This window comes from Candidatus Egerieousia sp., from assembly GCF_056211015.1.
On the sequence record NZ_JBAELF010000069.1, the window covers coordinates 13,864 to 40,307 of the forward strand.

Sequence of the window (26,444 nt, forward strand, 5' to 3'; positions counted from 1 at the left end):
TTGTTGGATTTAATACAATTTATGTACCAAAGCTATGTTCGGCTCACTGATTGACACAACAACATTTACCCCCTGGTCCTTATTCACGGACCTGGGACTTATCTTTGCCTTGCTTCTTGTAGGCAAGCTTATCAGGGTGAAAATAAAACTCGTCCAGCAATTGTTCATACCCCCAAGCCTGATTGCCGGTATACTGGGTCTGGCATTGGGTCCTAACGGTCTGGGTTGGCTGCCTTTCTCCAACAATCTGGGAACATACGCTTCCGTTATGATTGCATTGGTGTTCGCATCCCTTGCATTGAGTTCACCTAAGATAAAAATCAAGGAAGTTGCGTCAAAAGTGGGCCCTATGTGGGTCTTTTCACAGATAGGCATGCTGATTCAGTGGGGCTTGGCCGGTCTGTTCGGTCTGTTTGTAATGAAGGCAATCTGGCCATCGTTGAACGATGCCTTTGGTGTGATGCTTTCAACAGGCTTCTACGGCGGTCATGGAACAGCAGCTGCTATCGGTGGTGCATTCAACAATCTTGGCTGGGATGAAGCCACTTCTCTGGGAATGACAACCGCAACGGTAGGTGTGATATGCGCAGTGCTCGGAGGTCTTGTTCTCATAAAGATTGCTACAAAAAAACATCTTACTTCCTTTGTAACTGATTTCAAGGACCTTCCCGATGAACTCCGCCATGGCCTGCTGCCAGAGGAAAAGAGAGATTCCGTGGGTGCTTCAACCACATCCTCCATTTCAATAGAAGCGCTCACGTTCCATATGGGATTCGTTTTTGTAGCCGCGTTCCTGGGTTATGTACTATCGCTTCTGGTAAAGCATTGGTATCCTGAACTCGAACTTCCCGTATTCAGCTGCGCTTTTGTTACAGGTCTCATCATCAAGAGTATAGGAAACAAATGCAAATACTCCGACTATATAGACTGCAATCTCACCCAGAGGGTGGGCAGTTTCTTCACCGACCTGCTGGTTGCCTGCGGTGTTGCTGCAATCAACCTCGGAGTGGTTGTGAAATACGCTGTACCTCTGATAGTCCTGATAGTCTTTGGAATAGTTCTGGTGCTTGCCATAACTTTCTATTTCGGCCGTCACCTTTCAAAGACATACTGGTTCGAGAGATCAATATTTGCCTGGGGATGGTGGACAGGAACAATGGCAATGGGCATAGCCCTCATAAGGATAGTTGACCCTAAGATGCAGAGCAAGGCCATGGACGATTACGCACTAGCCTACCTCCCGGTGGCTCCTGTTGAAATCCTGCTCATAACCTTTGTGCCAATTGCATTCGCATCCGGATGGAGCCTGTGGCTGCTCCTTGGCTGCCTTGCCATCTCAGCAATACTTATAGGCTTTGCCGCCTCAATGGGCTGGTGGGTTTCTTCCACTGGCGATAGGAAATAAAAATTTTTTAAGCATATATGAAAAAGGTTCTTTCATTAATTGGTATGGCGGCCATCTTTCTGATGGCTTCCAACGGCTCATTTGCGCAGAATGCTTCAAAGGAGCGCGATGCCCGCCTGATGGAGATTGCGGACAGTCTTCATAAGGTGATGTTCACCATTGATACTCACGTTGATTCGGCCGAGTACCTGAACCATCCGGACAACAAGGGATATTCCGTTACCAAGGGACAGGTAACCTTCCCTAAAATGAAAGCCGGAGGGCTTGACGCCTGCTTCTTTGCAATCTACGTGGGACAAGGCAAGCTTGACCCGGTTTCAAGCCAGAAGGCTGTGGATTATGGTTTCCGTGAACTCCGTCTGTTCAAGGAGTATATGAAAAAGCACGAGGATGAATGCGCCCAGGCCTGGTGCGCCGATGATTTCTGGCCGCTGAAGAAACAGGGCAAGTCTATAGTGATGTTCACTCTTGAGAACGGATATGTGATTGGGAAGGATATAAACAACCTCCGCAAGTTCTACAACGAAGGCTGCCGTGCCATGACACTTACGCACAATTACAATAATGACATCTGCGACGGCTCCCGTGACAGTGTGGAGCACTGGCGCGGTCTCTCTCCGTTCGGAAGGGCCGTTGTTGACAGCCTGAACTATCTGGGTATGATAGTGGATGTCTCTCACGTTACAAGAGCCTCCCTGCTCGATGCTGTTGCATACAGCAAGGCTCCTTGCGTTGCCACTCACTCCGGCGTATGGAACATAAAGAACCATCCTCGCAACCTGCGCGATGATGAAATCAAGGCAATTGCAGCAAAGGGCGGTCTGATTCAGATAGGCAGCGGAAGATTCTTCCTTTCCTGGAGACCTAAGACAGAGGTTAGCGTGAAGAACTTCGTGGATCATGTTGAATACGTGAAGAACCTTGTAGGAGTGGAGCACGTGGGAATCGGAACCGATTTTGACGGTGGTGGTGGAATGAACGGGCTCGAGGATTGCAGCCAGATGAAGAACATCACAGTTGAGATGCTTCGCAGAGGCTGGTCGCACAACGATATCAAACTCTTCTGGGGAGAGAATCTTCTGAGAGTCATGCGTGTTGTGGAGCAGAAAGGAAAGGAACTTCAGGGCAGATGATTTCGGTAGAAAACACAGCTTCTGAATTTGTTTCACATATTATAAATTACTGAAAATTGGGTCTTTGGCCCAATTTTTTTTTGTCGCAAATATTCAAATAAATTGTAAAAATTTTTGCATATCAAGATATTTATTTATCTTTGCAACCCGCTACTATAGTGTGTTGAAAAGCTAAGTAGCTGTGAATCAAGAATTTAAATTGTAAAACTGAAAAGTAATGTTACAACCAAAGAAAACCAAGTTCAGAAGATCGCAGAAAGGCCGTATGAAAGGCTTTGCCCAAAGGGGAGCACAGTTGGCGTTCGGTTCTTTTGGTATCAAGACCCTTGAGCCATATTGGTTAACAGGTCAGCAGATTGAGGCTGCACGTCAGGCAGTGGTACGTCATATGAAACGTGAAGGTCAGATCTGGATCAGAATCTTCCCTGATAAACCTTATACAAAGAAACCTGCCGAGGTTCGTATGGGTAAAGGTAAGGGTAATCCTGAGGGATTCGTAGCACCTGTAACTCCTGGTAGAATTCTCATTGAAATCGAGGGCGTTCCTATGGATGTTGCAAAGGAGGCATTGCGCCTTGGAGCACAGAAACTTCCTGTAAACACAAAGTTTGTTGTCAGAAGAGACTATGTTGAATAATTAAAACGCAGAAGTTATGAAAGCAAGTGAAATACGTGAATTATCAGCACAGGATATCCGTGAGCGTCTGGAAGGTCTGCGTATGTCCCTCAACCAGATGAAACTTAATCATGCAATCTCTCCAATAGAGGATTCTTCAAAGATTAAGAAAACCAAGAAAGATATTGCAAGAATGCTCACAATTTTGAGCCAAATTGAAAACCAGAACAAATAATTCAAGTTCATGGAAAGGAAACTTAGAAAAGAAAGAGTAGGTGTAGTGGTAAGCAACAAGATGGAGAAATCCATAGTAGTTGCAGTCAAGACAAAAGAGAAACACCCTATTTACGGCAAGTTCGTGAATAAAACCACTAAGTTTGTAGCTCATGATGAGAAGAACGAGTGCTCTGAAGGTGATACCGTAAGGATCATGGAGACCCGTCCGCTGAGCAAGACAAAATGCTGGAGACTAGTAGAAATCGTAGAAAAAGTTAAATAAGCCATGATACAACAAGAATCAAGATTAAATGTAGCAGATAACAGCGGTGCCAAGGAGGTTCTTTGCATCCGTGTCCTTGGTGGCACACGCAGGCGTTATGCTCATATCGGCGACAAAATAGTTGTAGCTGTAAAGAGCGCCATTCCTGGTGCCGAGGCTAAGAAGGGCTCTGTTTCAAAAGCAGTTGTAGTCCGTACTAAAAAAGAGATTCGCAGACCGGATGGTTCATATATCAGATTTGACGAGAATGCTTGCGTTCTGCTCAACAACCAGGGTGAGCTCAGAGCAACACGTATCTTCGGACCTGTAGCCAGAGAGTTGCGTGACAATTACATGAAAATAGTTTCATTGGCACCTGAGGTATTATAAAATTCTAGAAGACATGAATAAGAAATTACATATCAAGAAAGGTGACATGGTATTTGTAAATGCAGGTGACGACAAGGGCAAAACCGGTAAGGTCGTTAGTGTTGATACAAAGAAATGTCGTGCCATTGTTGAAGGTGTCAACATGGTTAGCAAGAGCACAAAGCCAAATGCTAAGAATCCTCAGGGAGGAATCATCAAACAGGAGGCAGGCATTCACATTTCCAACCTTCAGGTTCTGGATCCTGTAAAGAATGTCCCTACCAGAATAGGTCGTAAACTCAATGCAGACGGCAAACTCGTACGTTATGCTAAAAAATCAGGAGAGGAGATCAAATAATGGCAGCAAAAGAGAAAAAATCAGCAAAGAAAGAGGAAGTTCTCCAGCCTGTAATGGAGGGATACGTTCCTACTCTTCAGAAGAAATATAAAGAGGAGATTGTTGCAAAGTTGTTCAAGGATTTTGCATTCAAGTCAATCATGCAGGTTCCAAAACTCACCAAGATTACCATCAATCAGGGTATGGGTCAGGCAACAGCAGACAAGAAACTCATTGAGGTAGCTCAGGAGGAGCTTACAACAATCACAGGCCAGAAGGCTGTCCTCACATATTCAAAGAAGGATATTTCCAACTTCAAACTCCGTAAGGGAATGCCTATCGGCGTGAAGGTTACTTTGCGCGGTGCAAGAATGTACGAGTTCATGGAGAGACTTGTAGCAGTTGCTCTTCCTAGAATCCGTGACTTCAAGGGTATCAACGAGAAGATGGACGGTAGAGGTAACTACACACTTGGTATCAAGGAGCAGATTATCTTCCCTGAAATTGATATTGATAAGATTACCAAGGTAATGGGTATGGAGATTACATTCACTACCAATACAACCAACAATGAGGCTGCTTTCGCAATGCTCAGAGAGTTTGGTTTGCCTTTTAAAAACAATAAAAAATAATCAAAGAGTAAGAGAATGGCAAAAGAATCAATGAAGGCACGCGAGGTAAAGCGCGCGAAATTATGTGCCAAGTATGCTGAGAAGCGCAAAGCTCTTAAAGAGGCCGGTGACTGGGCAGGACTTCAGGCTCTTCCAAAGAATTCATCACCTGTAAGACTCCACAATCGTTGTTCAATTACCGGAAGACCTAAAGGATATATCCGTTTGTTCGGAATCAGCCGTATCCAGTTCCGCGAAATGGCATCCAACGGTCTCATTCCTGGAGTTCACAAGGCAAGCTGGTAGAAGATATTAAGTCCTATTTTTACAATAGGGCTTTTGTCGTATTTCTACATTATTGCAATATAAATAACCACATTATTATTAACCATTGGATATCGGGTGCTGGTTAAAGCACTGAAATTCAACAAAAAACATTAGTTAAAATGACTGATCCAATTGCAGATTTCCTGACAAGAATCCGTAATGCCTACATGGCAGGCCACAAGGTTGTGGAGGTTTCTTCGTCAAAGATGAAGGTGGAGATTGCCCGCGTTCTTCACGAGAAGGGCTATATCCTCGCCTACAAGGTTGTAGAGGGAACACCTTGCAACACAATCAAGATTGCGCTCAAGTATCATCCTGAGACAAAGAAAGCGGCAATCAAGAAAATTATCAGAATCAGCAAACCAGGCTTGAGACAGTACACAGGCGTTGCTCAGATGCCAAGAGTACTCAACGGACTGGGTATTGCAATTTTATCAACATCCAAAGGCATCATCTCAGACAAGGAGGCCAAGACTCTCAATGTAGGCGGTGAAGTTCTTTGTTACGTTTATTAATAAATCTTTAATTCTATGTCAAGAATAGGAAAGTTACCTGTAAGCCTTCCACAGGGTGTTACCGTTAAAGTTGAAAACGGAAATGTGGTAAAGGTTAAAGGACCTCTCGGCGAGATGAGTCAGAAAGTTGATGCTGACATCAAAGTTACCGTAGAGGAGGGCGTGCTTCGCGTAGAGAGACCTACAGACCAGCCGCGCCATCGTTCAATGCATGGTTTGTACCGTGCTCTTATAAACAATATGGTTGTTGGTGTATCAACAGGATATGCCATCAGGCAGGAGTTCGTAGGAGTTGGTTTCCGTGTAGAAGTCAAAGGCCAGATCCTTGAGATGAGCCTTGGTTACTCTCATGACATTCATCTGCAGCTTCCAGCTGAGGTGAAGGCTGAGGCAGAGCCTGTTAAGAAGGGTGCTAACCCTATATTGGTACTCAAGAGCTACGACAAGCAGCTTCTTGGAATGGTAGCGGCAAAGATTCGTACATTGCGCAAACCAGAGCCATATAAGGGTAAAGGTATCAAGTTCGTTGGTGAGCAACTTAGAAGAAAAGCTGGTAAGAGCGCCAGCGCTAAATAACAGGAGGTATGGCTATGAATAAAATAGAAAGAAGACAGAGAATACGCTACCGTATCCGTAAAGTTGTAAGCGGAACAGCTCAGAAACCAAGAATGAGCGTTTTCAGAAGCAACAAGCAGATTTACGTGCAGCTCATTGACGATGTTAAGGCTGTTACTTTGTTGAGCGCATCATCAATGGACAAATCATTGGCAGAAGAGATAAGCGGCAAGACAAACGTTGAGGTTGCTGCTGTAGTTGGCAAGTCAGTAGCCGCAAAGGCACTTGCAGCCGGCATTACAGAGGTATGCTTTGACCGTGGCGGGTATCTTTATCATGGTAGAGTTAAAAGTTTGGCAGATGCTGCCCGCGAGGGTGGTCTTAAATTCTAGTTACTATGGCAAAAATGGATGTTAAGAAAGTAAAGACTACCGATCTTGAACTTAAGGACAGACTGGTAGCTGTAAGAAGAGTTACAAAAGTAACCAAAGGCGGACGTCACTTCAGCTTTGCTGCCATAGTAGTGGTTGGTGATGAGAAAGGTGTTGTAGGTTATGGTCTTGGTAAGGCCAATGAGGTTACAACAGCCATCGCCAAGGGTGTTGAGGATGCAAAGAAGAATCTTATAAGGGTTCCACTCAGCAAGGAGACCATTCCTCATGAGCAGGAGGCTAAATTCGGCGGTGCAAGGGTATTCATGAAACCAGCCGCTCCTGGTACAGGTGTAAAGGCCGGTGGTGCTATGCGTGCTGTATTCGAGTCTGTAGGTATTCACGACGTGCTGGCTAAATCAAAGGGTTCCTCAAACCCTCATAATCTTGTAAAGGCAACTATCGTGGCTTTGTCACAGATACGTGATGCTTATACTATCGCAGGTTTGAGAGGTATTCAGATGAACAGGGTATTTAACGGTTAATTAAGGAAAGGAATTATGGCTAAAGTAAAAGTTACACAGGTAAAAAGTTGCTGCAGCGCTTCAAAGAGGCAGATAGCAACACTTAAGGCTTTGGGTATCCGTCACCTTAATCATTGTGTGGAGATTGAATTGAATTCTGTTTCAAACGGAATGATTCAGAAGGTTGCCCACTTAGTTAAAGTAGAAGAAATTGGCTAACAAAGAGGAGATTACAACATGAAATTAAATACATTAAAACCCGCAGCAGGTTCCACAAAGAGGAACAAGAGAGTAGGCAGGGGTGAGGGTTCAGGTCACGGTGGCACAGCTACACGTGGTATGAACGGCGCTAAATCCCGTTCAGGTTACTCAAAGAAACTTGGATTCGAGGGTGGTCAGATGCCTATCCAGAGACGTCTTCCTAAGTTCGGATTCATCAACCCTAACAGAGTGGAGTACAAACCTATCAATGTTTCAACCCTTCAGGAGCTTGCAACAAAGAAAAACCTTGAGGTTATCACAGTTGACACTCTCGTGGAGAACGGTCTTATTTCAGGCAAGGATCTTGTAAAGATTCTCGGAAACGGTGAACTTACAATCAAGCTTGACGTAACCGCAAACGCTTTTTCAAAATCAGCAATAGCAAAGATTGAGGCTGCACAGGGTACTATTACTATAATCTAATAATCCCCATGAAACATTTTATTCAAACAATACAAAACATATTCAAGATTGAAGAGCTGCGTAAGAGAATAGTCTATACACTGCTTCTGCTTGTAGTTTACAGGCTCGGCTGTTTCATTGTTCTCCCTGGCATTGACCCTACACAGCTTGCTAACCTTGAAGCGCAGGCATCTGACGGTCTGTTGGGTTTGCTCAACATGTTCTCAGGCGGCGCTTTCGGTAACGCTTCAATTTTTGCACTTGGTGTAATGCCTTACATCTCTGCATCAATTGTTATTCAGCTCCTGGGTATGATGATTCCGTATTTCCAGAAACTCCAGCGCGAGGGCGAGAGTGGAAGAAGGAAGCTGAACCAGCTCACAAGATATCTCACCATTGTGATTCTTGCGCTGCAGGGTCCTGCTTACCTTACGAACCTCCATGCTCAGCTCCCTGAGTCTGCGTTTCTGTTGAACGGTTTCTCCTTCAATCTGTTTGCTACCATAGTTCTCATTGGTGGAACCATGTTCATCATGTGGCTCGGCGAGCGCATTACAGACCGCGGCATTGGTAATGGTATTTCCATTATCATTATGGTTGGTATCATTGCAAGATTGCCATTTGCGTTCATAGCTGAGGTGGGTGCAAGAAGAGCACAGGCCAGTGGTGGTCTTATCATGCTCCTTATTGAACTCGTTGTTCTGGCTCTTGTATTTGCAGGTACAATCGCTCTGGTTCAGGGCGTGAGAAAGGTTCCTGTACAGTATGCCAGGAGAATCGTAGGAAACAAGCAGTACGGTGGAGTCCGTCAGTACATTCCGCTTAAGATAAATGCAGCCGGTGTGATGCCTATTATCTTTGCTCAGGCACTGATGCTTTTCCCTCTTATATTTGCAAGCTTTGACGCTACCCGTGGATTAGCCGCCACATTAGGTAACTACACAGGCTTCTGGTATAACCTCATATTCGGTATCATGGTTGTTCTGTTCACATACTTCTACACAGCAGTCACAGTGAACCCTACAATGATGGCTGAGGATATGAAGAAGAACGGTGGTTTCATTCCGGGTGTGAAACCGGGCAAGAAAACCGCTGAGTATTTGGACACAATAATGTCTCGCATTACATTCCCAGGTTCAATTTTCCTGGCAATTGTTGCCATACTTCCTGCGTTTGCAATGATATTCGGTATCAACAACCAGTTCGCTCATTTCTATGGCGGTACTTCATTGTTGATCCTTGTTGGTGTTGTACTTGATACGCTCCAGCAGATTGAGAGTTATTTGTTGATGCGCCACTATGACGGTTTGATGAAGACAGGACGTCTGAAGAGCCGCTCAGGTATGTAATTTTGATAGTTCATTCAAATGTTGACAATAAAGACTGCAGAGGAGATTGAAATCCTGAGGGAAAATGCAATCCTCGTGTCCAAGACTCTTGCCGTTGTAGGAAGGGAGATAGCTCCCGGTGTGACAACAGCCCGCTTGAACAAAGTAGGCGAAGAGTATATAAGGGACAATGGTGCTGTTCCCGGATTTCTCAATTATGAGGGATATCCCTACTCCCTTTGTATTTCAGTCAATGACATGGTTGTTCATGGTTTTCCTTCAAAATACGAACTGAAGGAAGGTGACATCGTTTCAGTTGACTGTGGTACAATCTACAAGGGTTTCACAGGAGATTCCGCATATACGTTCCCTGTAGGCGAGGTTTCACCTCAGGTAGCAAAACTGCTTGAAACCACCAGGGAGTCCCTTTACAGGGGCGCCGCTGCGGCCAGAGTGGGAAACCGTATTGGAGATATAGGCTATGCAGTTCAGTCATACTGTGAAGCAGCCGGTTTCTCCGTAGTGCGTGACCTTGTAGGACACGGCATTGGCAGAACAATGCACGAGGATCCGATGGTCCCTAACTACGGACATGCGGGCCGCGGAAAGAAATTGACCGACGGTATGGTTATCTGCATAGAACCTATGATCAATATGGGTAAGAAAGATGTCTATGTTGAGAGAAACGGTTGGGGAATAAGGACCGTGGACGGAAAATGCTCGGCTCATTACGAGTTCATGGTTGCAATCCGCACAACCGGACCTGAAATCCTCACAACATATGATTATATTCAAAATATTAAGAATTTATAAATTGTAGAAGAGAGAAGTTTTATATGTCAAAACAAGCAGCAATAGAAAGAGACGGAACAATAGTTGAGGCTTTGTCCAACGCAATGTTCAGAGTTGAGTTGGATAACGGTCACATACTTACCGCTCACATCTCAGGAAAGATGAGGATGCACTACATAAGAATCCTTCCTGGTGACAAGGTAAGAGTTGAGATGTCCCCTTACGACTTGAGCAAAGGCAGAATATCTTTCAGATACAAATAAAAACCTCAATACAATGAAAGTAAAAGCATCCATCAAAAAGCGCAGCGAAGATTGCAAAGTAGTAAAACGCAAAGGTCGTGTATATATCATTTGCAAGAAGAACCCTAAGTTCAAAATGCGTCAAGGATAATTAATTGTAACCAACAAGAAAAAATAAATAGTTATTATGGCACGTATAGCCGGTGTAGATTTACCAAAAAACAAACGTGGAGAGATAGGTTTGACCTATATCTTTGGAATTGGTCGCAGCTCTGCCAAACGCATCCTTAATAAGAACGGCATTGACGTTAACATTAAGGTTCAGGATTGGACAGATGACCAAATCGCCGCAATAAGGGCAACCATTGCGGAAGAGTATAAAATTGAAGGTGAACTCCGTTCTACTATCCAACTCAACATCAAGAGATTGATGGATATAGGATGCTATAGGGGAATCCGTCACAGAGTTGGCTTGCCAGTAAGAGGTCAGAGCACAAAGAACAACGCCAGAACCAGAAAGGGCAAGAAGAAGACTGTAGCTAACAAGAAAAAAGCAACTAAATAAATGATCCTATAGGTTATGGCAAAGAAAGTATCATCAAATAAAAAGAGACTTGTTAAGGTTGACGCATATGGCCAGGCTCATGTGGCTTCAACATTTAATAATGTTATCGTTACTTTGACCAACTCAGAGGGTCAGGTAATCAGTTGGTCTTCTGCAGGTAAGATGGGCTTCAGAGGATCAAAGAAGAACACTCCTTATGCAGCTCAGGTTGCAGCACAGGATTGTGCCAAGATTGCTTATGATCTTGGTTTGAGAAAAGTCAAGGCTTATGTAAAGGGTCCGGGCGCAGGCCGTGAGTCAGCTATCCGTTCAATCTATGCTGCCGGCATAGAGGTAACAGAGATTGTTGACGTTACACCTCTTCCACACAATGGATGCAGACCAAAGGGCAGGCGTAAAGTATAATTCATTTTATATTTCAATCATTCAAGAATTTAATTTGTAATTATTATGGCAAGATATACAGGACCTAAAACAAAAATCGCCCGTAAATTCGGGGAGCCAATCTTTGGACCTGACAAGAACTTTGAGCGCAGAAACTGCCCTCCCGGTCAGCACGGTTTGGCTAAAAAGAGAAAAAAACTCTCTGAGTATGGTACTCAGTTGAGAGAGAAGCAGAAAGTAAAATATACCTACGGAGTTCTCGAGAGACAGTTCCGCAATCTGTATGACAAGGCTTCCAAGATGAAAGGAAAGACAGGTGAGAACCTGCTCATGCTCCTTGAGTCACGTCTGGACAACATCGTTTACAGATTGGGTATTGCTCCTTCAAGACCTGCAGCAAGACAGCTGGTTTCACACTGCCACATTACTTTGAACGGTGAGGTTACAAGCATTCCTTCAATTCTTGTACGTCCTGGCCAGGTAGTAGGTGTAAGAGAGAGATCAAAGAGCCTTGAGGTTATTCAGGATTCTCTTTCAGCTCATTCAAACAAATATTCATGGTTCGAGTGGAACGCAGACGCTGTAAGCGGCAAGTTCCTCAACCTTCCTGTAAGAGAGGAAATCCCTGAGAATGTTAATGAGCAGCTTATCGTTGAGTTGTACTCTAAATAATAATTAGCTTGAATTCAAGCGTAACTAGTTATAAACAAAAAATAACTCAGTTATTTTTAATAATCACTAAAATTTAACAATATGGCAATTTTGGCATTCCAGAAACCCGACAAGGTGATAATGCTCGAGTCAACCGAGACTTGCGGAAAGTTCGAGTTCAGGCCTTTGGAGCCTGGCTACGGTACAACCATAGGTAATGCGTTGAGGAGAATATTGTTGTCTTCTCTTGAGGGTTTTGCTATCACTTCCATAAGAATTCATGGCGTAGAGCATGAGTTCGCAACCATCCCCGGCGTCATTGAGGGCGTTGTAGATATCGTTCTTAACCTCAAGCAGGTTAGGTTCAAGAGAATGATAGAGGGGGAGGACTGCGAAGTGGTTACCGTAACTGTTAGTGGTAAGCAAGAATTCAAAGCTGAGGATATTTCCAAGAGTCTTTCATCATTCAAGGTTCTCAACCCTGATCTCCATATCTGCACATTGGAACCATCTGTGAAGCTGGTTATCGATATGAGGATTGGAAAGGGCAGAGGTTATGTTCCTGCCGATGAGAATAAGGTGGACGGCGCTCCATTCGGAACAATTGCAATTGATTCCATTTTCTCACCTATGGTGAACGTGAACTTCTCAGTTGAGAATTATCGTGTTGAGCAGAAGACCGACTATGAGAAACTGAACATTGAGATCAAGACAGACGGTTCAATTCAGCCTAAGGAGGCTTTGAAGGAGGCTGCCAGGATTCTTATCCAGCATTTCATGCTCTTCTCGGACGAGAAGATAAGCGTTGAGGAAACCCACGAGGTTGCCGGAAACAATCTGGATGAGGAATCATTGAGAATGCGTCACCTCCTGTTGACCAAGCTTTCCGATATGGAACTTTCAGTAAGAGCTCTCAACTGCCTCAAGGCAGCTGACATTGAAACTTTTGCTGACCTTGTATCACACCAGCGTTCAGAACTCATGAAGTTCAGAAACTTTGGAAAGAAGTCATTAACAGAAATTGACATGCTCATTGACAGGCTCAAACTGCAATTCGGCATGGACGTTACCAAGTATAATATTGAAAAAAAATAGTAAACAATGAGACATAATAAGGGATTTAACCATTTGGGAAGAAAGAGCGGTCACCGCAAATCCTTGCTGGCAAACATGGCTTGCTCACTTATTCTCCACAAACGCATTGAGACCACTCTTGCAAAGGCAAAAGCATTGCGTATCTATGCAGAGCCACTTATTACAAAGTCCAAGGATGATTCCACCGCTTCACGGCGTTGTGTATTCAGCTATCTCAAGCAGAAAGAGGCTGTTTCTGAGTTGTTCAGAACAGTTGCTCCTAAGATTGCTGACCGTCCGGGTGGATACTTGAGAATTCTCAAGACCGGTTTCCGCGCAGGAGATGCTGCAGACATGGCTATCATAGAGTTCGTGGACTTCAATGAGGCAGCTCTTGTAAAGAAAGAGGAGGCAAAGAAACCAGCTACCAGAAGAAGCCGCAAGAAAGCTGCTGCTCCTGCTGCTGAGGTTGCTCCAGAGGCTCCAAAAGCTGAGTAACAGGTTCAATATGAAAGAAAGCCGGACAATGCATTTTGCCCGGCTTTCTTATGTTTTACCTGATCATCAGTCATCAACTTTCTTGATTTTTCCGCTTAGCGAAAACTCAAGATCCAGACCGTTGCTCAGTTCAATGTCATACTCCCATCTGTCCTTTGAGATTTCGGTCACGAACGCATTTGCAAAATTACTCTGGATATACGCCGGAATCGATTCAGGAATGAGTGCAATGATGCTTGAAGGAACGGCATCGTGTTTGCAGTCAACGGTTTTCCATTCTCCCTTGCGGTTGAACTCCAGTTCCCATCCGTTTGCAAAACGTACATCGTATTCGTTACCGTCCTTAATAACGAACGTAACATCAATTCCCTTGAAATGTGTGGAAATGAATGACTGTGCTGCCTGCGGCAGATCCTGAACCTTTATTACAACATCCTTTGCGTTGCAGGAGCAGGAAATAATGCATGCTATCACAGCAGCGGCAATTGAAACAAATAAATTTCTCATATTCTTGAAGTTTTAGGTTTTATTTCAGATTCAAGTGCCCGGGCACGATTATATGATGGTTGCCCAGAGGGGATTTAAGCAGGTATTCCGCTGCCCCCGGGGCCTTCACCAGAACCTGGGTACGGCAGAGCCCCGGCTTGTACTGGTTTCCTGTTATTTCACCGGCGATAGTAACGAAATGCTTCATATCCGCTCCTGTCTTGAAGATGCTCACAGGACCTTCCTTGAACTCTCCGTGAACGGCCACACCGATACCCGATTCGAAATGAGTGTTGTATGAGTGGCGTTCAACGATGTTCAACGGCACACTGCAGTGAGCGAACAGAAGAGTGTTCCCGTCAATCTTTGAAAGGTTCACCTGGAATCCAGGTGTTCCGCACAACTTGCGGGCGATTTCCATGGAAATCATTGCAGGAACGTCACCTTCGCAGCTGGCTGTTATTCCCTCCGCATTCAGTTTGGCAAGAGCAAGGCATCCGGTGGTCCTTATGCTGTCAAGCAGGTCAAAGCATCTGAGTGTGAGTCCTGTGAGTTCGTACTTGCGGACAATTTCCTTCAGACAGCAGTAAACCCTCTGCGCCTTCTCCATCTCGGCATCACTTATAACAGCATTGGAATCAGGGGCACTGCCCTTATTGTTCCTGGTCCTGATGTTCCGGGTATTTTCATGAAAGGCGTTGAAATTCTCAGGGTTGTTGCACAGTTTGTCAACTATTCCAATGTTGAAATTCCTGTTGTTGAACAGATCAATCACTTCGCTTATTGGAATGTCAATCAGTTCACAACCCAGCTTTTCCTTTGCCAGTGCGTAATCTACATTGCTGCTGATGAGCCAGTCGGAAGGTCTGCCTATTACACCCAGTCTGCTACCTTCAAGCAGTTTCCCGCAATCGCCGAGTTCCTGCACATACGGGCTCAACGGCTCCGATTCATCCGCTGTTCCGGCTGGGAGTGAATCACTGTTGCCGGTGGAAGACAGTTCCAGAATGCGGGCGGCAATGTCTTCGGCTTTGCCGTGAAGGATTTCTCCGCAGGCGCCGTGCTGTCTGAGGAAGGAGAGAATTTCCATTGCGGCGGCAAGTGAGTTGCTCAGGCCGCTGGTAAGGAGGAGCACTCTGGAGCCAAGCAGGGATGGTGAGAGTGAACCATCGCTGTGGAAAATACTTTTGAAAATGCCTTCAGTTCCGCCTGTACGTACATAGAAGATATTGATTCCCTGGCAATTGCAGCATACTGCCGCAGTCTTGGCAAGTTCTCCTTTGTATGTGAAGCGCAGACCTGAGGCCTGTTCGATTCCCTTGATGAATTCTTCATTCAATGGGTCAGGAAGCACCTCGGTGTGGAGTCCGGAAGTTATGGTGTACAGGTTGATGCTCATTTATCTTGAAATGAAAGTTTGTTTCATTCTGAACAAATTTAATCAAATCTAATGACAGATTATTAATTTTGTAAAACCAAGCGTGAAATTTTTTATAGTATGAAAAAACTTGTCTTCATCTTACTCCTGTTTGTACTTATCCTTGTGGGAAGAGCACAGTTATCAGCATGTACCAACATCATAGTTACAAAGGGCGCTTCCGCAGACGGATCCATAATGGTGTCATACGCTGTGGATTCGCATCAGCTCTATGGCGAGTTGTATTTTCACGATTCGGCTGATTACCCTGCCGGCACTATGCTTGACATCTATAATTGGGACAGCGGGTTCTATGGGGGAAAGATACCTCAGGTTCCGCACACATACAGGACTGTTGGCAACATGAACGAGCATCAGCTCATTATCTGTGAGACAACTTTCGGCGGTCGTGAGGAACTGGCCAATCCAAAGGCCATTGCAGGGTATGGAACACTCATTTATGTTACCCTGCAGCGTGCGAAGACCGCCCGTGAAGCAATCAGGGTGATTGATGAACTCATGCAGAATTATGGGTATATGGATGAGGGCGAGACCTTTTCAATTGCTGATAAGGATGAATGCTGGATAATGGAACTCGTTGGCAAGGGCGAAGGCCGGAAAGGTGGCGTATGGGTTGCCCTCAGAGTTCCTGACGGATATATATGCGCTCACGCAAACCAGAGCAGAATCACGAAATTCCCTTTGAACGACCCGGAGAACTGCATGTATTCGCCTGATGTCATTGATTTTGCACGTGAGATGGGGTATTTCAGCGGCAAGGACGAGGACTTCAGCTTCAGAGAAGCATATTGTCCTTTGAAATGGGACGGGCTGCGCGGCTGTGAATCACGCACCTGGTCAGCTTTCAGGCTTCTGGGCGGCAAGGCGTTCGATGCTGACAGATACTTTGACTTTGCATCGGGTCACAATGCCTCGAACGATATGCCTCTGTTTATTAAGCCGGACCATAAGATTTCATTCAGTGAGCTTTCCGATGCAATGCGTGACCATTATGAAGGCACTCCTCTTGATACACGCGAGGATATAGGCGCCGGACCTTTCCGCCTTCCGAACAGGTGGAGGCCTATTTCATTTGAAGTGGACAGTGTTGATTATGAATTCGAGAGACCTATTGCAACCCAGCAGACCGGTTTCTGGTACATTTGCCAGAGCAGAGGATGGCTGCCCGATGAAATAGGCGGTCTGTGCTGGTTCGGTGTTGATGATGCGGCTACAAGCACTCTCACTCCGATATATACCACTGTGAACAGTGTACCGCACTGCTTTGAAGAAGGCAATGGCAATATGACAAATTACAGTGAGACTTCAGCATACTGGCTCTTTACAAGGGTGGCGCATTTTGCATATCTCTTCTATGACCGAGCCGAACCTTACATAAGAGCTGCTGCCAGCAAGTATGAAAATGAGAATCAGTCTTTGGTGAAAGGTGTGGACAGTCTGGCTTTGGATATGATGAAATCGGGCAGGAGCTCCGCAGACGTTAGAGCAATGCTTACGGAGTGGTGCAACGAACGTTCCCGGTATCTGTTTGATACCTGGACAGCTCTTGACAGATTCCTGCTTGTGAAGTTCATGGACGGAAACGTGAAGAAACAGAATGAAGACGGCACGTTCATGGATAACGGAGCCGGCAGGGGCATTCCTGCAATGCCTGAATGGCCGAAGCATCGCGAGCGCTGGCTGCGTGCGGTGGTGCAGGATCATGGAGAATCCATGAAGAGTTTATAATCGTTCCTATTGATTTCCTGCTTTAATTGCATTTCATCAATTTCTTCCTGTGAGAGGTGCTTGGGGCCGTCACTGTTCTCACACGCTTGAAACAAGGCCGCCAGAAAAATTATGGTTGATATGAGCAGCCTCTTTAGAATCATAAGCAGTCTGGCTTTCCTTTTCTTGACGGCACTCTCGGAAACACCAAGTGCCATTGCTATCTCCTTGTTCTTGAGACCCTGTTCAAAACTGAGTTCAAAGACCTGTCGGAAAGGCTCCGGCAGATTGCGGACGGCGGTGAACAGTTTCCTCAAGGTTTCCTTCTTGATTATATCCGCTGTAATGTCCTGCTCGCTTGTCTCAATCTGCCGCAGATAATTGCTCTGGGATTTGTCCTTGCGCAGAAAGCTGATAGCCCTGTTGCGTACCGTGGTGTACAGGAAGGATTTCAGGGAATTATCATCCTTGATATTATTCCTGTTCACATATGCCTTGTAAATGGATTCCTGCACACAGTCTTCACAGAGGAAGGAGTATTTCTGACCGAGGATGCTGCCAGAATATGATATGAGAGCAGGATAGAAGCTCTTGTACAGCAGCTGCATGCTTCCTTTCCTGAAATCATCGTATATGTTATGGTCAGCGTTCATTCCGGACAAATTTATAAAAAAATACTTTGAATATTCTCAAAAATTTCGTTGTCCTTTTTGCTGACCTTTGCGTTATATAGGAAATTAATATTTTAATTTCCAAATGGATATAAACTACATTTCAGACCTGATAGTAAAGGATATCACCTCATCCATCACGGCGGAGGAGAAGGCCGAACTTGAGGAATGGGTGAATTCGGACAAGGAGAACGAACGCATTTACAGGATGCTGAGTAACAGCGAGAATCTGGACGGAGAATATGCGGATTGGAATCTGGTGGACACACAGCGTCCGATGATGAACATGAGAAGGAGAATATCCGAAGAAAAGCACAAATCCAAAGTGATATATTCGGCTATTGCACTGGTAATCATAGCGGCGTTCTCTCTGCTGTTCTGGAAATACAATCAGAGCAGGAAGCAGTATGACGCATTGCTTGCCGCATACCAGACCGAGCACTATATGCAGAGCATTCATCCGGGAAAGACCCAGGCACAGCTTACAACCGATAACGGCAAGATCATAGTCCTTGGCAACGACTCGGAGACCAATGAGAAGGTTCTGGCCTCACTCAAGGCCGATGGTGCAGACCGCCTCGCCCTGAACAAACTTGAAATACCGCGCGGAGGGGAGTTCCATATTACACTGGAAGACGGAACAGAGGTCTGGCTGAACGCAGAATCGTCATTGATCTATCCCGAGCATTTCGGCAGGAATTCGAGGGAGGTTGAAGTAAAAGGAGAGGCGTATTTCAAGGTTAAGAAAGACGCCAGCAGGCCTTTCAGCGTGAAGATAGACGGTGAAAGGATAATTGTACATGGAACAGAATTCAATGTAATGTCATATTCCGAGGACCAGTATGTATATACTACACTGGTACAGGGGCAGATATCCCTTCAGAAAGAGTCATCAGCTTCTTCCGAACTCATTCTTACACCCGGTCATCAGGCAGTGTTTGCAAAATCCGACAATTCAATGGCCGTGCAGCAGGTAAATACCGATGCAGTGACCAGCTGGCGCAATGGTATGTTCGTTTTTGAGAATCAGACACTCGATCAGATTATGCGGCAGCTTGCAAGATGGTATGATTTCTCCTATGAGTTCGCAGGCAAGAATCTGGCAGGCATGGAGTTCATGGGCAAAGTTCCGCGTTACGGAACTTTCGGCGAGGTGCTGGAGATTCTGGAGAAGAGCGGTAACCTGCATTTTGAGGCTGAAAACAAGAAAATTATAATATCACAAAACAAATGATACGCCTATGAAGACAAACAATTTGAACAAAGGCCTCATCCTGACAGTGATAATGCTCATGTTCACCGTACTGGTGCATGCGCAGAACATCACGGTCAATTTCAAGGGCAAGGCAATTGCCCAGGCCTTGTCTGACATAGAAAGTCAGACAAACTACTCGTTCGTTTATCAGAAGCAGGTTCTTGCAGATGTTCCTGATGTCACCTGCCGTATGAGCAACGCAACTCTGGAGCAGGTTCTGGATGAAATCTGCTCGAAATCAGGTCTGAGTTACGAAATCGTGAACCAGAGCATAATAATCCGCAAGGCGGAGAACCAGCACGGAAGCGCTGCAGTCAATGTCAGCGGAAAGGTTACGGACGAGCAGTCTGAGCCGCAGGTTGGAGTTACGGTACGTAATGCCAATACCGGTGCCTATTCTACAACGGATATCGACGGCAAGTACTCAATCAGCGCCTCCAACGGCGACGTGCTTGTATTCACTTGCATCGGTATGGCCGAGCGCAGCGTGAAAGTAGGCAATTCATCCGTGCTGGACGTTGAACTTCAGCAGGACAATGAACTGCTTGAGGCAACAGTTGTGGTAGGTTATGGTACCGCAAAGAAAATCAGCTCTGTTGTGGGAGCTTCCACATTGATAAAGTCCGATGCGTTCGACCATTCAACGGCAGCAAGCGCCGGTGATGTTCTTCAGGGCAAGGTTGCAGGTCTTCAGATTTATTCAAGTTCAGGTGAACCAAGTGCGGACGTTACAATGCGTCTGAGGGGTGTAAGTTCAATCAACGCCTCAACAACACCTCTGTTCATTCTTGACGGAACACCTGTTGATGTGGCCATATTCACAGCCTTGAATCCTAACGATATAGAATCCGTGAACGTGATGAAGGACGCTTCCTCAACTGCAATTTACGGTTCAAGGGCTGCAAACGGAGTAATATACATTACAACAAAGAAAGGAACCGGCGAGAAACCAATGATTTCAGTGAGCGCTTCATACGGCGTTTCCTCACTTGCGCAGTTCCCTATCAAGCTCATGAATTCAGAGGAATGGTTCGCTTTCCGCGAAATGTCCGATCCAAGTTTGAAGAACAACGAGCAATTCCAGCAGCTGAAGGAGTTCCGTTTGAAGAACAAGATAGGAACAGACTGGAGAAAATGGATTCTCAATGAAAACGCCCCTACCTGGAAGGCCGATGCAAGCATTTCCGGACGCAGCGACAGGACAGATTACTATATCTCCATAGGAGGATACAAACAGGAGGGTATCATGCCTTTCTCCGATATGGGCCGTTACAACATACGTTCCAACATCAATACTAGAATAACCGACTGGCTCAAGATGGGAGTCAATCTCAATCTGGCATACCAGACAAGCCACAGGGCAGGTTATTCAACAACCAGCACAGGTTATTACAACCCTATGAACATAATTGCATGGGGTCTTCCTTATGCTACTCCGTATGAGATAATCACCGATGAAAGCGGCAATTTCAAGGGTTATGGCCCTGAACAGGACTTTATAACCGATCTTGGCCTGAACAACTATTTCACAGTAATGAGAAACAATCCTACTGAAAGGAATACAGCCAGGATAAACGCCAACGTCTATGAAGAGGTCACACCAATAAAAGGTCTGGTTCTCCGTGCAGTTCAGGCGGTTGATGCTTTTGACAGCAGATACACTGACAAGATCAAGCCAACCGACAAGATAACCGTTTCACCTCAAACAAGCGAGTCATTCAAGAGATTCTACAGACTCACCTCAACCAATACCGCCGAGTATAAATTTGCTGTTGCCGAAAAACATCATTTCGATATTCTGGCGGGCCATGAGTCAATTGTGTCAAAGGACAACTATTTCCTGGCTTCTACCAAGGGACAGATTGATGCGCGCATGACTGATCTGAACCACGGAACAGTTGCTGAGATGCCTGATTACAGCAATTCCAAGATAGCTTACAATTCATTCTTCGCACGTCTGTCATACGATTTCAATGATAAATATTTCCTTGACGGAACTTTCCGTGTAGACGGCTCCTCATTGTTCGGATCCAACAAACGTTATGCTCCTTTCTGGTCAGTTGGCGCAATGTGGAACATTTACAACGAGCCGTTCCTCAAGGATATCAGCTGGATAAACCTTCTTCAGGTCAAGGCTTCCTTTGGAACTATGGGAAACTCTGGAATTGACAACTACCTGTCTTATGGAAAGACCAGCACGGGCCTTACATACGACAGCGCAACATCATGGTACATGGCTTCCCTGAGCAATCCTGACCTTACCTGGGAAACGGTTGAGGCGTTCAATATCGGCGTTAACGGAAGGCTTATGAACTGGTTGACATTCAATATTGAATTCTACAACAAGAACACCAAGGACATGCTCATGTACATTCCGTATTCCTTCATCACAGGATTCTCAGGAGGTTGGGGAAATGTTGGAAAGATGCGTAACCGCGGTCTGGATCTGGAACTGAAATTTGATGCCATACGGACAAAGGACTGGTATCTTGGCATAAGCTTCAACATGAACTACAACAAGAACACCATCACTGAACTGTATGACGGCCGTGACGAGTTCGTTGATGGAAGCACGGGCCTCAAATATCAGGTTGGCAAGGCATACGGAGAGTTCTTCGTTGTCAAATTTGCGGGTGTTGACCCGGCCAACGGAAAATCGCTGTGGTACGATGCCGAAGGTAACATTACCGGAACTTATTCAGAGAGCAATGCCGTGTTCATTGGAAAGAACAGGTTCGCTCCTTGGTCAGGCGGTGCAACACTTGACCTCAGCTGGAGGAACATTTCATTGAATGCAGCATTCGCCGGAGTCTTTGGCAAATCAATGGAGAACTATGACAGATATTTCATTGAAAGCCCTGCTTTTGCAGACGAATCCAACATGACAAGGAGAATGCTTGACATCTGGACAACTCCGGGACAGATCACAGAAATACCTAACGATGCTTCAAAGCACGACAGCCGTTATATTGAGGATGCATCATTCGTACGCCTGAAAAATATCCAGCTCAGCTATACCATGCCAAAGAAATGGATGAAGGCAACAGGATTCATGCGCGGCGCAAAGGTTTATGTATCCGGAAGGAACCTTCTCACATTCACAAGATATAAGGGCTGGGATCCTGAAGTTGATGCAATCACCGCAATGGGTAACTACCCTAACACCAAACAGTTTACCGTAGGAGTGGAGTTACAGTTCTAATTTTAAATAGATTTGATTATGAAAAAGATACTATACAGTCTGTGTGTAATGGCAATGCTGCTGTCTTCGTGCAGCCTTGACCTGCAGCCATCCAGTTCCATTTCAACTGAAACTTCTTTGACCACACTTGCCGATGCCCAGAATTTCAGGCGTGACCTTTATCTCACAATGAGGGATTATCTCTGTTCAGGTTCACCTGTATATCTGATGGAGCTTATGGGTGATTCCTTCCATGCTTCCATCACATTCGGAAACAGGAACGGTGAATACTACAAATGGGAGATGCGTTCTACATTCGGCAACGTAGAGACCTTGTGGCATTATTCATATTATACCGTGATGCTTGCCAATTTCCTTGAAGAGAAGATTCCTCAAATTCAGGACACAGAAAGCGAGAAGAAGCAGCTTGACATAATTCTTGGAGAATGCGCCTTTGCAAAGGCATGGTCAATGTTCATGCTTGCTGAACTCTTCTGCGAGAATTACAATCCATCAACTGCACAAAGCACTTACGGAGTGATGCTTAGCGATGCAAGTTTCACAACCCCGAGTTCTCCTGCCACCTATCCTGGCAGAAGCACGCTTGCGGAAACATACGATTACATTGCCAGAAACCTTGCCATTGCAGAGCAGAAACTATCGCCGGTGGATGGAGAGGAAGGTTCCATCTACATTACAATAGATGCAGTAAAGGCTCTGGAAGCCAGAATAGCCCTTACAAAGGGAGACTATGCCAAGGCGGCTTCCATTGCTTCAGCACTTGCCGACAGTGATGAATACACCCTTCTTGACAGCACCGAGGACTTTGAGGATTTGTGGACAAATGACAGCGGCAAGGAGTGCATAACACAGTTCTGGGCCGATTTCCAGTCCGTTCCTGAATCAAACTGCTATGATTACGTACAGCTCCAGTCAAATGGAACCTATTCACCAAATTACATTCCGGAGCAGTGGATCATTGATGCATTTGACTCAAAGGATATCAGATTCCAGACCTGGTTCATGAAAACTCCTGTGGTTTTCGGTACAATTGAAAGTAATCTTTATATCTGCGTGAAGTATCCGGGCAATCCTGAACTCATGCCGGGTGTGGCTATTTCAACCTATCTGAACAAGATAAAACCTTTCCGTATTGCCGAGCAGTATCTCATTGCAGCCGAGGCATACGCAGCATCCGGAAACGATACAGAGGCCTGCAAGTACCTCAACAGACTCCGCAGACACAGAATTCCAGCTTATGCAACACAGTCATATACCGGAGAGGAGCTGATGCTTCAAATCAAGGAGGAACGTGCGAAGGAACTCTATGCCGAAGGTTTCAGATACAAGGACCTCAAACGTTGGAATGAGGGCATGCAGAGGTCCAAGGCACAGGACAGCAATGTTGTAAGCGGTGCAGGAAGTTCAACAACCGAGCTTATGATAAGGCCTGCGGGTGATCCGTTCTTCCTCTGGCCTGTTCCACAGTCAGAAATAGATTCCAATCCTCAGATACGTAATCAGCAGAATCCTGGTTACTAGCAGTTGAACTAAAACTAAAAAATGAGAAAATATGAAGAATACATTTAAATTAATATTGTTGACGCTGCTGGTTTCACTGGGATTCATATCCTGTGAAAAGGATGAGAACTACATTTATCATCCATCCAACGAATGCGTTACTTTCAAGGAAAGTGCAGTAAGTTTCTCTTTTTCCGAGGAGCCTGAACCTATTGTCATCAACCTTGTAAGAGGCAGTAGCGAATCGGATCTCACCTTGAATCTTGATTTTGTACAGGATGAGGCCAACGTCTTTTCCATCTCTTCCAGAAGCGTTCATTTCGCACCCGGTGAGAGCTATGCGCAGGTTCAGGTGACCTACATTCCTTTTGAGGACATTCCTGCCGGCAAGCATAATTTCACCGTTTCGTTTGACAAGTCAATGGTCTCTCCTGCAGGCAGCTGTTCAATAGGCGGCGCTGCTACCAAGAGGTCCGCAAGACCGGAAGGCGGATATCTGCCGCACGCCACCGTTGAGTTCTGGTCATCAAGGATGAACAGCCATATTGCCATTGACGCAGAGAAACACTCCGTGCTTGAGGTATCATACGACAACAAGAATGATTACCGTATCAAGAATATCATAAACTCAGGTATAGACCTTTATTTCAACACCGATCCTGAGGGTGATTGGGTAATCACAGGACCTGCTCCTGAAGAATGTCCATACGATGGCAATGAGTACATAAAGATTCCTTCAACAATTCTTTATGAAGGCGAGCCTGTGACCTTCTGGATAGATCCTACTCCTAAGTATCTCACCATATACGATAAGGGTACCGACCATGGAGATGAATATACAATGTCCATGGGCGATGACTGGTACACAGAACTCAAGTGCTATGTCTGGATGACTACCGAATCCAAGGGCGTTCTTACCTGGCCTGAAGACAATGACGGCGAGGATGACGGCTGGTGGCCGCTCTACTACGACGTGATTGATTTCAAACCTCAGGAGGACACAAAATGGGAGGATTACGCTGTCGTTGAATTCTGGCACAAGCAGTTGAATGATTGCATAACCAGTGATGCAGAGCAGCACTCCACATTGCAGAAGAACATTGAGGATGGTACCAAGTACAGAATAGTGAATATTGCCAACTCAGGCATCACACTTGATTTCACACTTGAGATGAGCAGCGATCCTGAAGATGGAACATTCTATATAACCGGTCCTGCTCCTGTTGATTGTCCATACGAGGCAGGTTCACAGTACATAAAGATTCCTACTACTATCATGTACGAGGGTGAGCCTGTTACATTGTGGATTGACCAGACTCCTAAATACTGTCATGCATACGACAATGGAGGTGCTCATGGCGCTGAGTTCAGCATGTCAATGGGTGATGACTGGTACACCGAGCTGAAATGCTATGTATGGGCCACTACTGAATCCAAGGGCGTCCTGACCTGGGGCGATGACGATGATGGTTGGTGGAGCCTGTATTACGACGTAGTGAAACTGTTACAGTAACTTTCGCTGCCGATGGCAGTCATATCATTTGAAAGAGGACTGACTTTTAGTCAGCCCTCTTTTGTATTACAGCGACTTGTGAAACGTTCAGGCCTGTTTATACATTGAGAGACAAAAGTTCCTGTTCAGACAAACCTGTTGAATTGGAAATGATGGCTGAATCTATGCCAGCTTTCTTGAGCGCAGCAGCTATTTCAAAGGATTTGGCTTTCGAACCTTGCTCTATTCCTTCTGCAAGACCTTCTGCGTGTCCTTCTGCGTGTCCTTCTGTACGACCTTCTGCATGACCTTTCACAAGGCCCTGAGCAAGGCCCTGAGCAAGTCCTTCTGCAAGACCTTCCGCACGGCCTTCAGCACGGCCTTCAGCACGGCCTTCCTCAAGGCCCTCTTCCTTCCAGTCTTCGAGGTTGGCTTCGTATTCCGCCTCCCCGAGGATGGATCTCATATAACTGTCTTTGGTGTCCTGTTTCATCTTTGCGGTGTCAGCAGCTTTAAACAAACGTTCAAGCAGAGGGTCGTTGAGATTGTCCGGAATATCTGTGCAGTCGGCCATTTCCATAAGGACGTATGACAACTTCTCCAAAAAAGGTGTATGCTCGTTTATTTCCTGCAGACTTCCTACAAATTTAGGCAACTCAATAAAGATTTGCAACACCTTGTCATTCCTTTGTGTGGTCTGCTGTTCGTCAATGTCGCAAAGTGCGAGTCTTACGGGAGTTCTTCCCACGGTTTTGAAAAGAGGGTCTCCGGTGAAAGCGAGGAATATGGTCCTGCCTATGGAATATCCCTTGGTCCTTGAATTGACATAATGCTCCAGAATGGCCGCCGCGGTGTAGATAGTGGAACGGTCGATGAAGGAGCTTTTGATATAGTTCTGCATCTCGATGACCATACGGCTACCGTCCTGCAGACGGCAGTGGACGTCAAAGCTGGCATCACGCATCTTGCCCACCGGTATGGTGATGTCGCGCGGAAGATATTCCAGACTCTCGATATGATAGTCAGGGAAGAGCCTGTTCAGCAGTTCGAGAAGGATATCCTTGTTCTCCTCGCTGCCCAGAAGATACTTGAAGCCCCAGTCAGAAGTCGGGTAAATGAAACGTTGGTTCTCGTCATAGACGAATTTGCGGTACTTGCGTGCCATAACTTGAATGATTGAAAGGTTAAACATCCCGGCAGCCATAAGGCCCCGGCTCCGCTGCTATTCACCCTCTCAATCATAATCACCGCCGGA

Annotated in this window: 33 protein-coding genes; 29 read left to right on the forward strand and 4 right to left on the reverse strand. The window is 45.6% G+C overall.

The features are described 5' to 3' along the window. Window positions 1–46: 46 nt before the first annotated feature. The 24 genes from AC06L3_RS04845 to rplQ all read left to right on the forward strand — a co-directional run bounded on the left by AC06L3_RS04845 (window position 47) and on the right by rplQ (window position 13,438). On the forward strand, window positions 47–1,405 hold the full coding sequence (locus tag AC06L3_RS04845; RefSeq protein ID WP_475669524.1) for a sodium/glutamate symporter: 1,359 nt from the start codon (window positions 47–49) through the stop codon (window positions 1,403–1,405). Window positions 1,406–1,422: 17 nt separating this feature from the next. After that, a complete protein-coding gene (locus AC06L3_RS04850; RefSeq protein WP_475669493.1) occupies window positions 1,423–2,538 on the forward strand; it encodes a dipeptidase in 1,116 nt (371 codons plus the stop codon). A 217-nt stretch (window positions 2,539–2,755) separates the two neighbouring features. Then, window positions 2,756–3,175: a 50S ribosomal protein L16 gene (gene rplP / locus AC06L3_RS04855; protein WP_475669494.1), complete on the forward strand. Its 420-nt coding sequence runs from the start codon at window positions 2,756–2,758 to the stop codon at window positions 3,173–3,175. A gap of 16 nt (window positions 3,176–3,191) precedes the next feature. Beyond that, on the forward strand, window positions 3,192–3,389 hold the full coding sequence (rpmC, locus tag AC06L3_RS04860; protein ID WP_475669495.1) for a 50S ribosomal protein L29: 198 nt from the start codon (window positions 3,192–3,194) through the stop codon (window positions 3,387–3,389). 9 nt (window positions 3,390–3,398) lie between these two features. Next, window positions 3,399–3,653 carry a 30S ribosomal protein S17 gene (gene rpsQ / locus AC06L3_RS04865; RefSeq protein WP_475669496.1) on the forward strand — a complete coding sequence of 85 codons (255 nt, stop codon included), beginning with the start codon at window positions 3,399–3,401 and terminating at the stop codon, window positions 3,651–3,653. 3 nt (window positions 3,654–3,656) lie between these two features. Continuing rightward, window positions 3,657–4,022, forward strand: coding sequence for a 50S ribosomal protein L14 (gene rplN / locus AC06L3_RS04870; RefSeq protein WP_475669497.1), 366 nt, complete (start codon window positions 3,657–3,659; stop codon window positions 4,020–4,022). Between the two features lie 13 nt (window positions 4,023–4,035). Next, window positions 4,036–4,359, forward strand: a complete 324-nt coding sequence (gene rplX, locus AC06L3_RS04875; RefSeq protein WP_475669498.1) for a 50S ribosomal protein L24 — start codon at window positions 4,036–4,038, stop codon at window positions 4,357–4,359. Between the two features lie 53 nt (window positions 4,360–4,412). Continuing rightward, on the forward strand, window positions 4,413–4,970 hold the full coding sequence (gene rplE / locus AC06L3_RS04880; protein WP_475669525.1) for a 50S ribosomal protein L5: 558 nt from the start codon (window positions 4,413–4,415) through the stop codon (window positions 4,968–4,970). Window positions 4,971–4,985: 15 nt separating this feature from the next. Next, complete coding sequence (gene rpsN / locus AC06L3_RS04885; RefSeq protein ID WP_475669499.1) at window positions 4,986–5,255, forward strand: 30S ribosomal protein S14; 270 nt, start codon at window positions 4,986–4,988, stop codon at window positions 5,253–5,255. 140 nt (window positions 5,256–5,395) lie between these two features. After that, window positions 5,396–5,791 carry a 30S ribosomal protein S8 gene (gene rpsH, locus AC06L3_RS04890; RefSeq protein ID WP_475669500.1) on the forward strand — a complete coding sequence of 132 codons (396 nt, stop codon included), beginning with the start codon at window positions 5,396–5,398 and terminating at the stop codon, window positions 5,789–5,791. Between the two features lie 15 nt (window positions 5,792–5,806). After that, on the forward strand, window positions 5,807–6,367 hold the full coding sequence (gene rplF, locus AC06L3_RS04895; protein WP_475669501.1) for a 50S ribosomal protein L6: 561 nt from the start codon (window positions 5,807–5,809) through the stop codon (window positions 6,365–6,367). Window positions 6,368–6,375: 8 nt separating this feature from the next. After that, complete coding sequence (gene rplR / locus AC06L3_RS04900) at window positions 6,376–6,738, forward strand: 50S ribosomal protein L18 (protein WP_475669502.1); 363 nt, start codon at window positions 6,376–6,378, stop codon at window positions 6,736–6,738. Window positions 6,739–6,743: 5 nt separating this feature from the next. Further along, complete coding sequence (gene rpsE, locus AC06L3_RS04905) at window positions 6,744–7,262, forward strand: 30S ribosomal protein S5 (protein WP_475669503.1); 519 nt, start codon at window positions 6,744–6,746, stop codon at window positions 7,260–7,262. Between the two features lie 15 nt (window positions 7,263–7,277). Beyond that, window positions 7,278–7,460 carry a 50S ribosomal protein L30 gene (gene rpmD, locus AC06L3_RS04910; protein WP_475669504.1) on the forward strand — a complete coding sequence of 61 codons (183 nt, stop codon included), beginning with the start codon at window positions 7,278–7,280 and terminating at the stop codon, window positions 7,458–7,460. Window positions 7,461–7,478: 18 nt separating this feature from the next. Continuing rightward, window positions 7,479–7,925 (forward strand): 50S ribosomal protein L15, encoded by a 447-nt coding sequence (gene rplO, locus AC06L3_RS04915; RefSeq protein ID WP_475669505.1) that lies wholly within the window; start codon window positions 7,479–7,481, stop codon window positions 7,923–7,925. 8 nt (window positions 7,926–7,933) lie between these two features. Further along, window positions 7,934–9,253 (forward strand): preprotein translocase subunit SecY, encoded by a 1,320-nt coding sequence (secY, locus tag AC06L3_RS04920; protein ID WP_475669506.1) that lies wholly within the window; start codon window positions 7,934–7,936, stop codon window positions 9,251–9,253. Between the two features lie 18 nt (window positions 9,254–9,271). Then, a complete protein-coding gene (map, locus tag AC06L3_RS04925; RefSeq protein ID WP_475669507.1) occupies window positions 9,272–10,045 on the forward strand; it encodes a type I methionyl aminopeptidase in 774 nt (257 codons plus the stop codon). A 23-nt stretch (window positions 10,046–10,068) separates the two neighbouring features. Then, complete coding sequence (gene infA / locus AC06L3_RS04930) at window positions 10,069–10,287, forward strand: translation initiation factor IF-1 (protein ID WP_475669508.1); 219 nt, start codon at window positions 10,069–10,071, stop codon at window positions 10,285–10,287. Between the two features lie 13 nt (window positions 10,288–10,300). Next, window positions 10,301–10,417, forward strand: coding sequence for a type B 50S ribosomal protein L36 (gene ykgO / locus AC06L3_RS04935; RefSeq protein ID WP_475669509.1), 117 nt, complete (start codon window positions 10,301–10,303; stop codon window positions 10,415–10,417). A gap of 33 nt (window positions 10,418–10,450) precedes the next feature. Beyond that, the gene (rpsM, locus tag AC06L3_RS04940) at window positions 10,451–10,831 is read left to right on the forward strand and encodes a 30S ribosomal protein S13 (protein WP_475669526.1); all 381 of its coding nucleotides are present in this window, start codon (window positions 10,451–10,453) and stop codon (window positions 10,829–10,831) included. Window positions 10,832–10,846: 15 nt separating this feature from the next. After that, the gene (gene rpsK, locus AC06L3_RS04945) at window positions 10,847–11,236 is read left to right on the forward strand and encodes a 30S ribosomal protein S11 (protein ID WP_475669510.1); all 390 of its coding nucleotides are present in this window, start codon (window positions 10,847–10,849) and stop codon (window positions 11,234–11,236) included. Window positions 11,237–11,281: 45 nt separating this feature from the next. After that, the gene (gene rpsD / locus AC06L3_RS04950) at window positions 11,282–11,887 is read left to right on the forward strand and encodes a 30S ribosomal protein S4 (protein WP_475669511.1); all 606 of its coding nucleotides are present in this window, start codon (window positions 11,282–11,284) and stop codon (window positions 11,885–11,887) included. An 81-nt stretch (window positions 11,888–11,968) separates the two neighbouring features. Continuing rightward, complete coding sequence (locus AC06L3_RS04955; RefSeq protein WP_475669512.1) at window positions 11,969–12,961, forward strand: DNA-directed RNA polymerase subunit alpha; 993 nt, start codon at window positions 11,969–11,971, stop codon at window positions 12,959–12,961. A gap of 6 nt (window positions 12,962–12,967) precedes the next feature. Further along, window positions 12,968–13,438 (forward strand): 50S ribosomal protein L17, encoded by a 471-nt coding sequence (gene rplQ, locus AC06L3_RS04960; RefSeq protein WP_475669513.1) that lies wholly within the window; start codon window positions 12,968–12,970, stop codon window positions 13,436–13,438. Window positions 13,439–13,504: 66 nt separating this feature from the next. Here the strand turns inward: rplQ and AC06L3_RS04965 are convergent, their stop codons facing one another. Together AC06L3_RS04965 and AC06L3_RS04970 are read right to left on the reverse strand one after the other, a co-directional pair. Beyond that, window positions 13,505–13,945: a PepSY-like domain-containing protein gene (locus AC06L3_RS04965; protein WP_475669514.1), complete on the reverse strand. Its 441-nt coding sequence runs from the start codon at window positions 13,943–13,945 to the stop codon at window positions 13,505–13,507. Window positions 13,946–13,964: 19 nt separating this feature from the next. After that, entirely contained in the window at window positions 13,965–15,323 is a 1,359-nt protein-coding gene (locus AC06L3_RS04970; protein ID WP_475669515.1) for a hypothetical protein, read from the reverse strand. A gap of 99 nt (window positions 15,324–15,422) precedes the next feature. Between AC06L3_RS04970 and AC06L3_RS04975 the strand changes: the two genes are divergently transcribed. Further along, window positions 15,423–17,090 carry a dipeptidase gene (locus AC06L3_RS04975; protein WP_475669516.1) on the forward strand — a complete coding sequence of 556 codons (1,668 nt, stop codon included), beginning with the start codon at window positions 15,423–15,425 and terminating at the stop codon, window positions 17,088–17,090. Here AC06L3_RS04975 and AC06L3_RS04980 read toward each other — a convergent pair. Next, a complete protein-coding gene (locus AC06L3_RS04980; RefSeq protein ID WP_475669517.1) occupies window positions 17,063–17,722 on the reverse strand; it encodes an RNA polymerase sigma factor in 660 nt (219 codons plus the stop codon). The genes AC06L3_RS04975 and AC06L3_RS04980 overlap by 28 nt on opposite strands. A gap of 103 nt (window positions 17,723–17,825) precedes the next feature. Between AC06L3_RS04980 and AC06L3_RS04985 the strand changes: the two genes are divergently transcribed. The 4 genes from AC06L3_RS04985 to AC06L3_RS05000 are packed head-to-tail and all read left to right on the forward strand — an operon-like array spanning window position 17,826 to window position 25,210. Then, the gene (locus AC06L3_RS04985; protein WP_475669518.1) at window positions 17,826–18,974 is read left to right on the forward strand and encodes a FecR family protein; all 1,149 of its coding nucleotides are present in this window, start codon (window positions 17,826–17,828) and stop codon (window positions 18,972–18,974) included. Between the two features lie 7 nt (window positions 18,975–18,981). Further along, complete coding sequence (locus AC06L3_RS04990; RefSeq protein ID WP_475669519.1) at window positions 18,982–22,197, forward strand: TonB-dependent receptor; 3,216 nt, start codon at window positions 18,982–18,984, stop codon at window positions 22,195–22,197. Window positions 22,198–22,215: 18 nt separating this feature from the next. Further along, a complete protein-coding gene (locus AC06L3_RS04995) occupies window positions 22,216–23,718 on the forward strand; it encodes a RagB/SusD family nutrient uptake outer membrane protein (protein WP_475669520.1) in 1,503 nt (500 codons plus the stop codon). Between the two features lie 31 nt (window positions 23,719–23,749). Continuing rightward, complete coding sequence (locus AC06L3_RS05000; RefSeq protein ID WP_475669521.1) at window positions 23,750–25,210, forward strand: hypothetical protein; 1,461 nt, start codon at window positions 23,750–23,752, stop codon at window positions 25,208–25,210. A 97-nt stretch (window positions 25,211–25,307) separates the two neighbouring features. On the opposite strand, the gene AC06L3_RS05005 is transcribed toward AC06L3_RS05000, so the two are convergent. Further along, window positions 25,308–26,354 carry a PD-(D/E)XK nuclease family transposase gene (locus AC06L3_RS05005; RefSeq protein ID WP_475669522.1) on the reverse strand — a complete coding sequence of 349 codons (1,047 nt, stop codon included), beginning with the start codon at window positions 26,352–26,354 and terminating at the stop codon, window positions 25,308–25,310. Window positions 26,355–26,444: the final 90 nt, after the last annotated feature.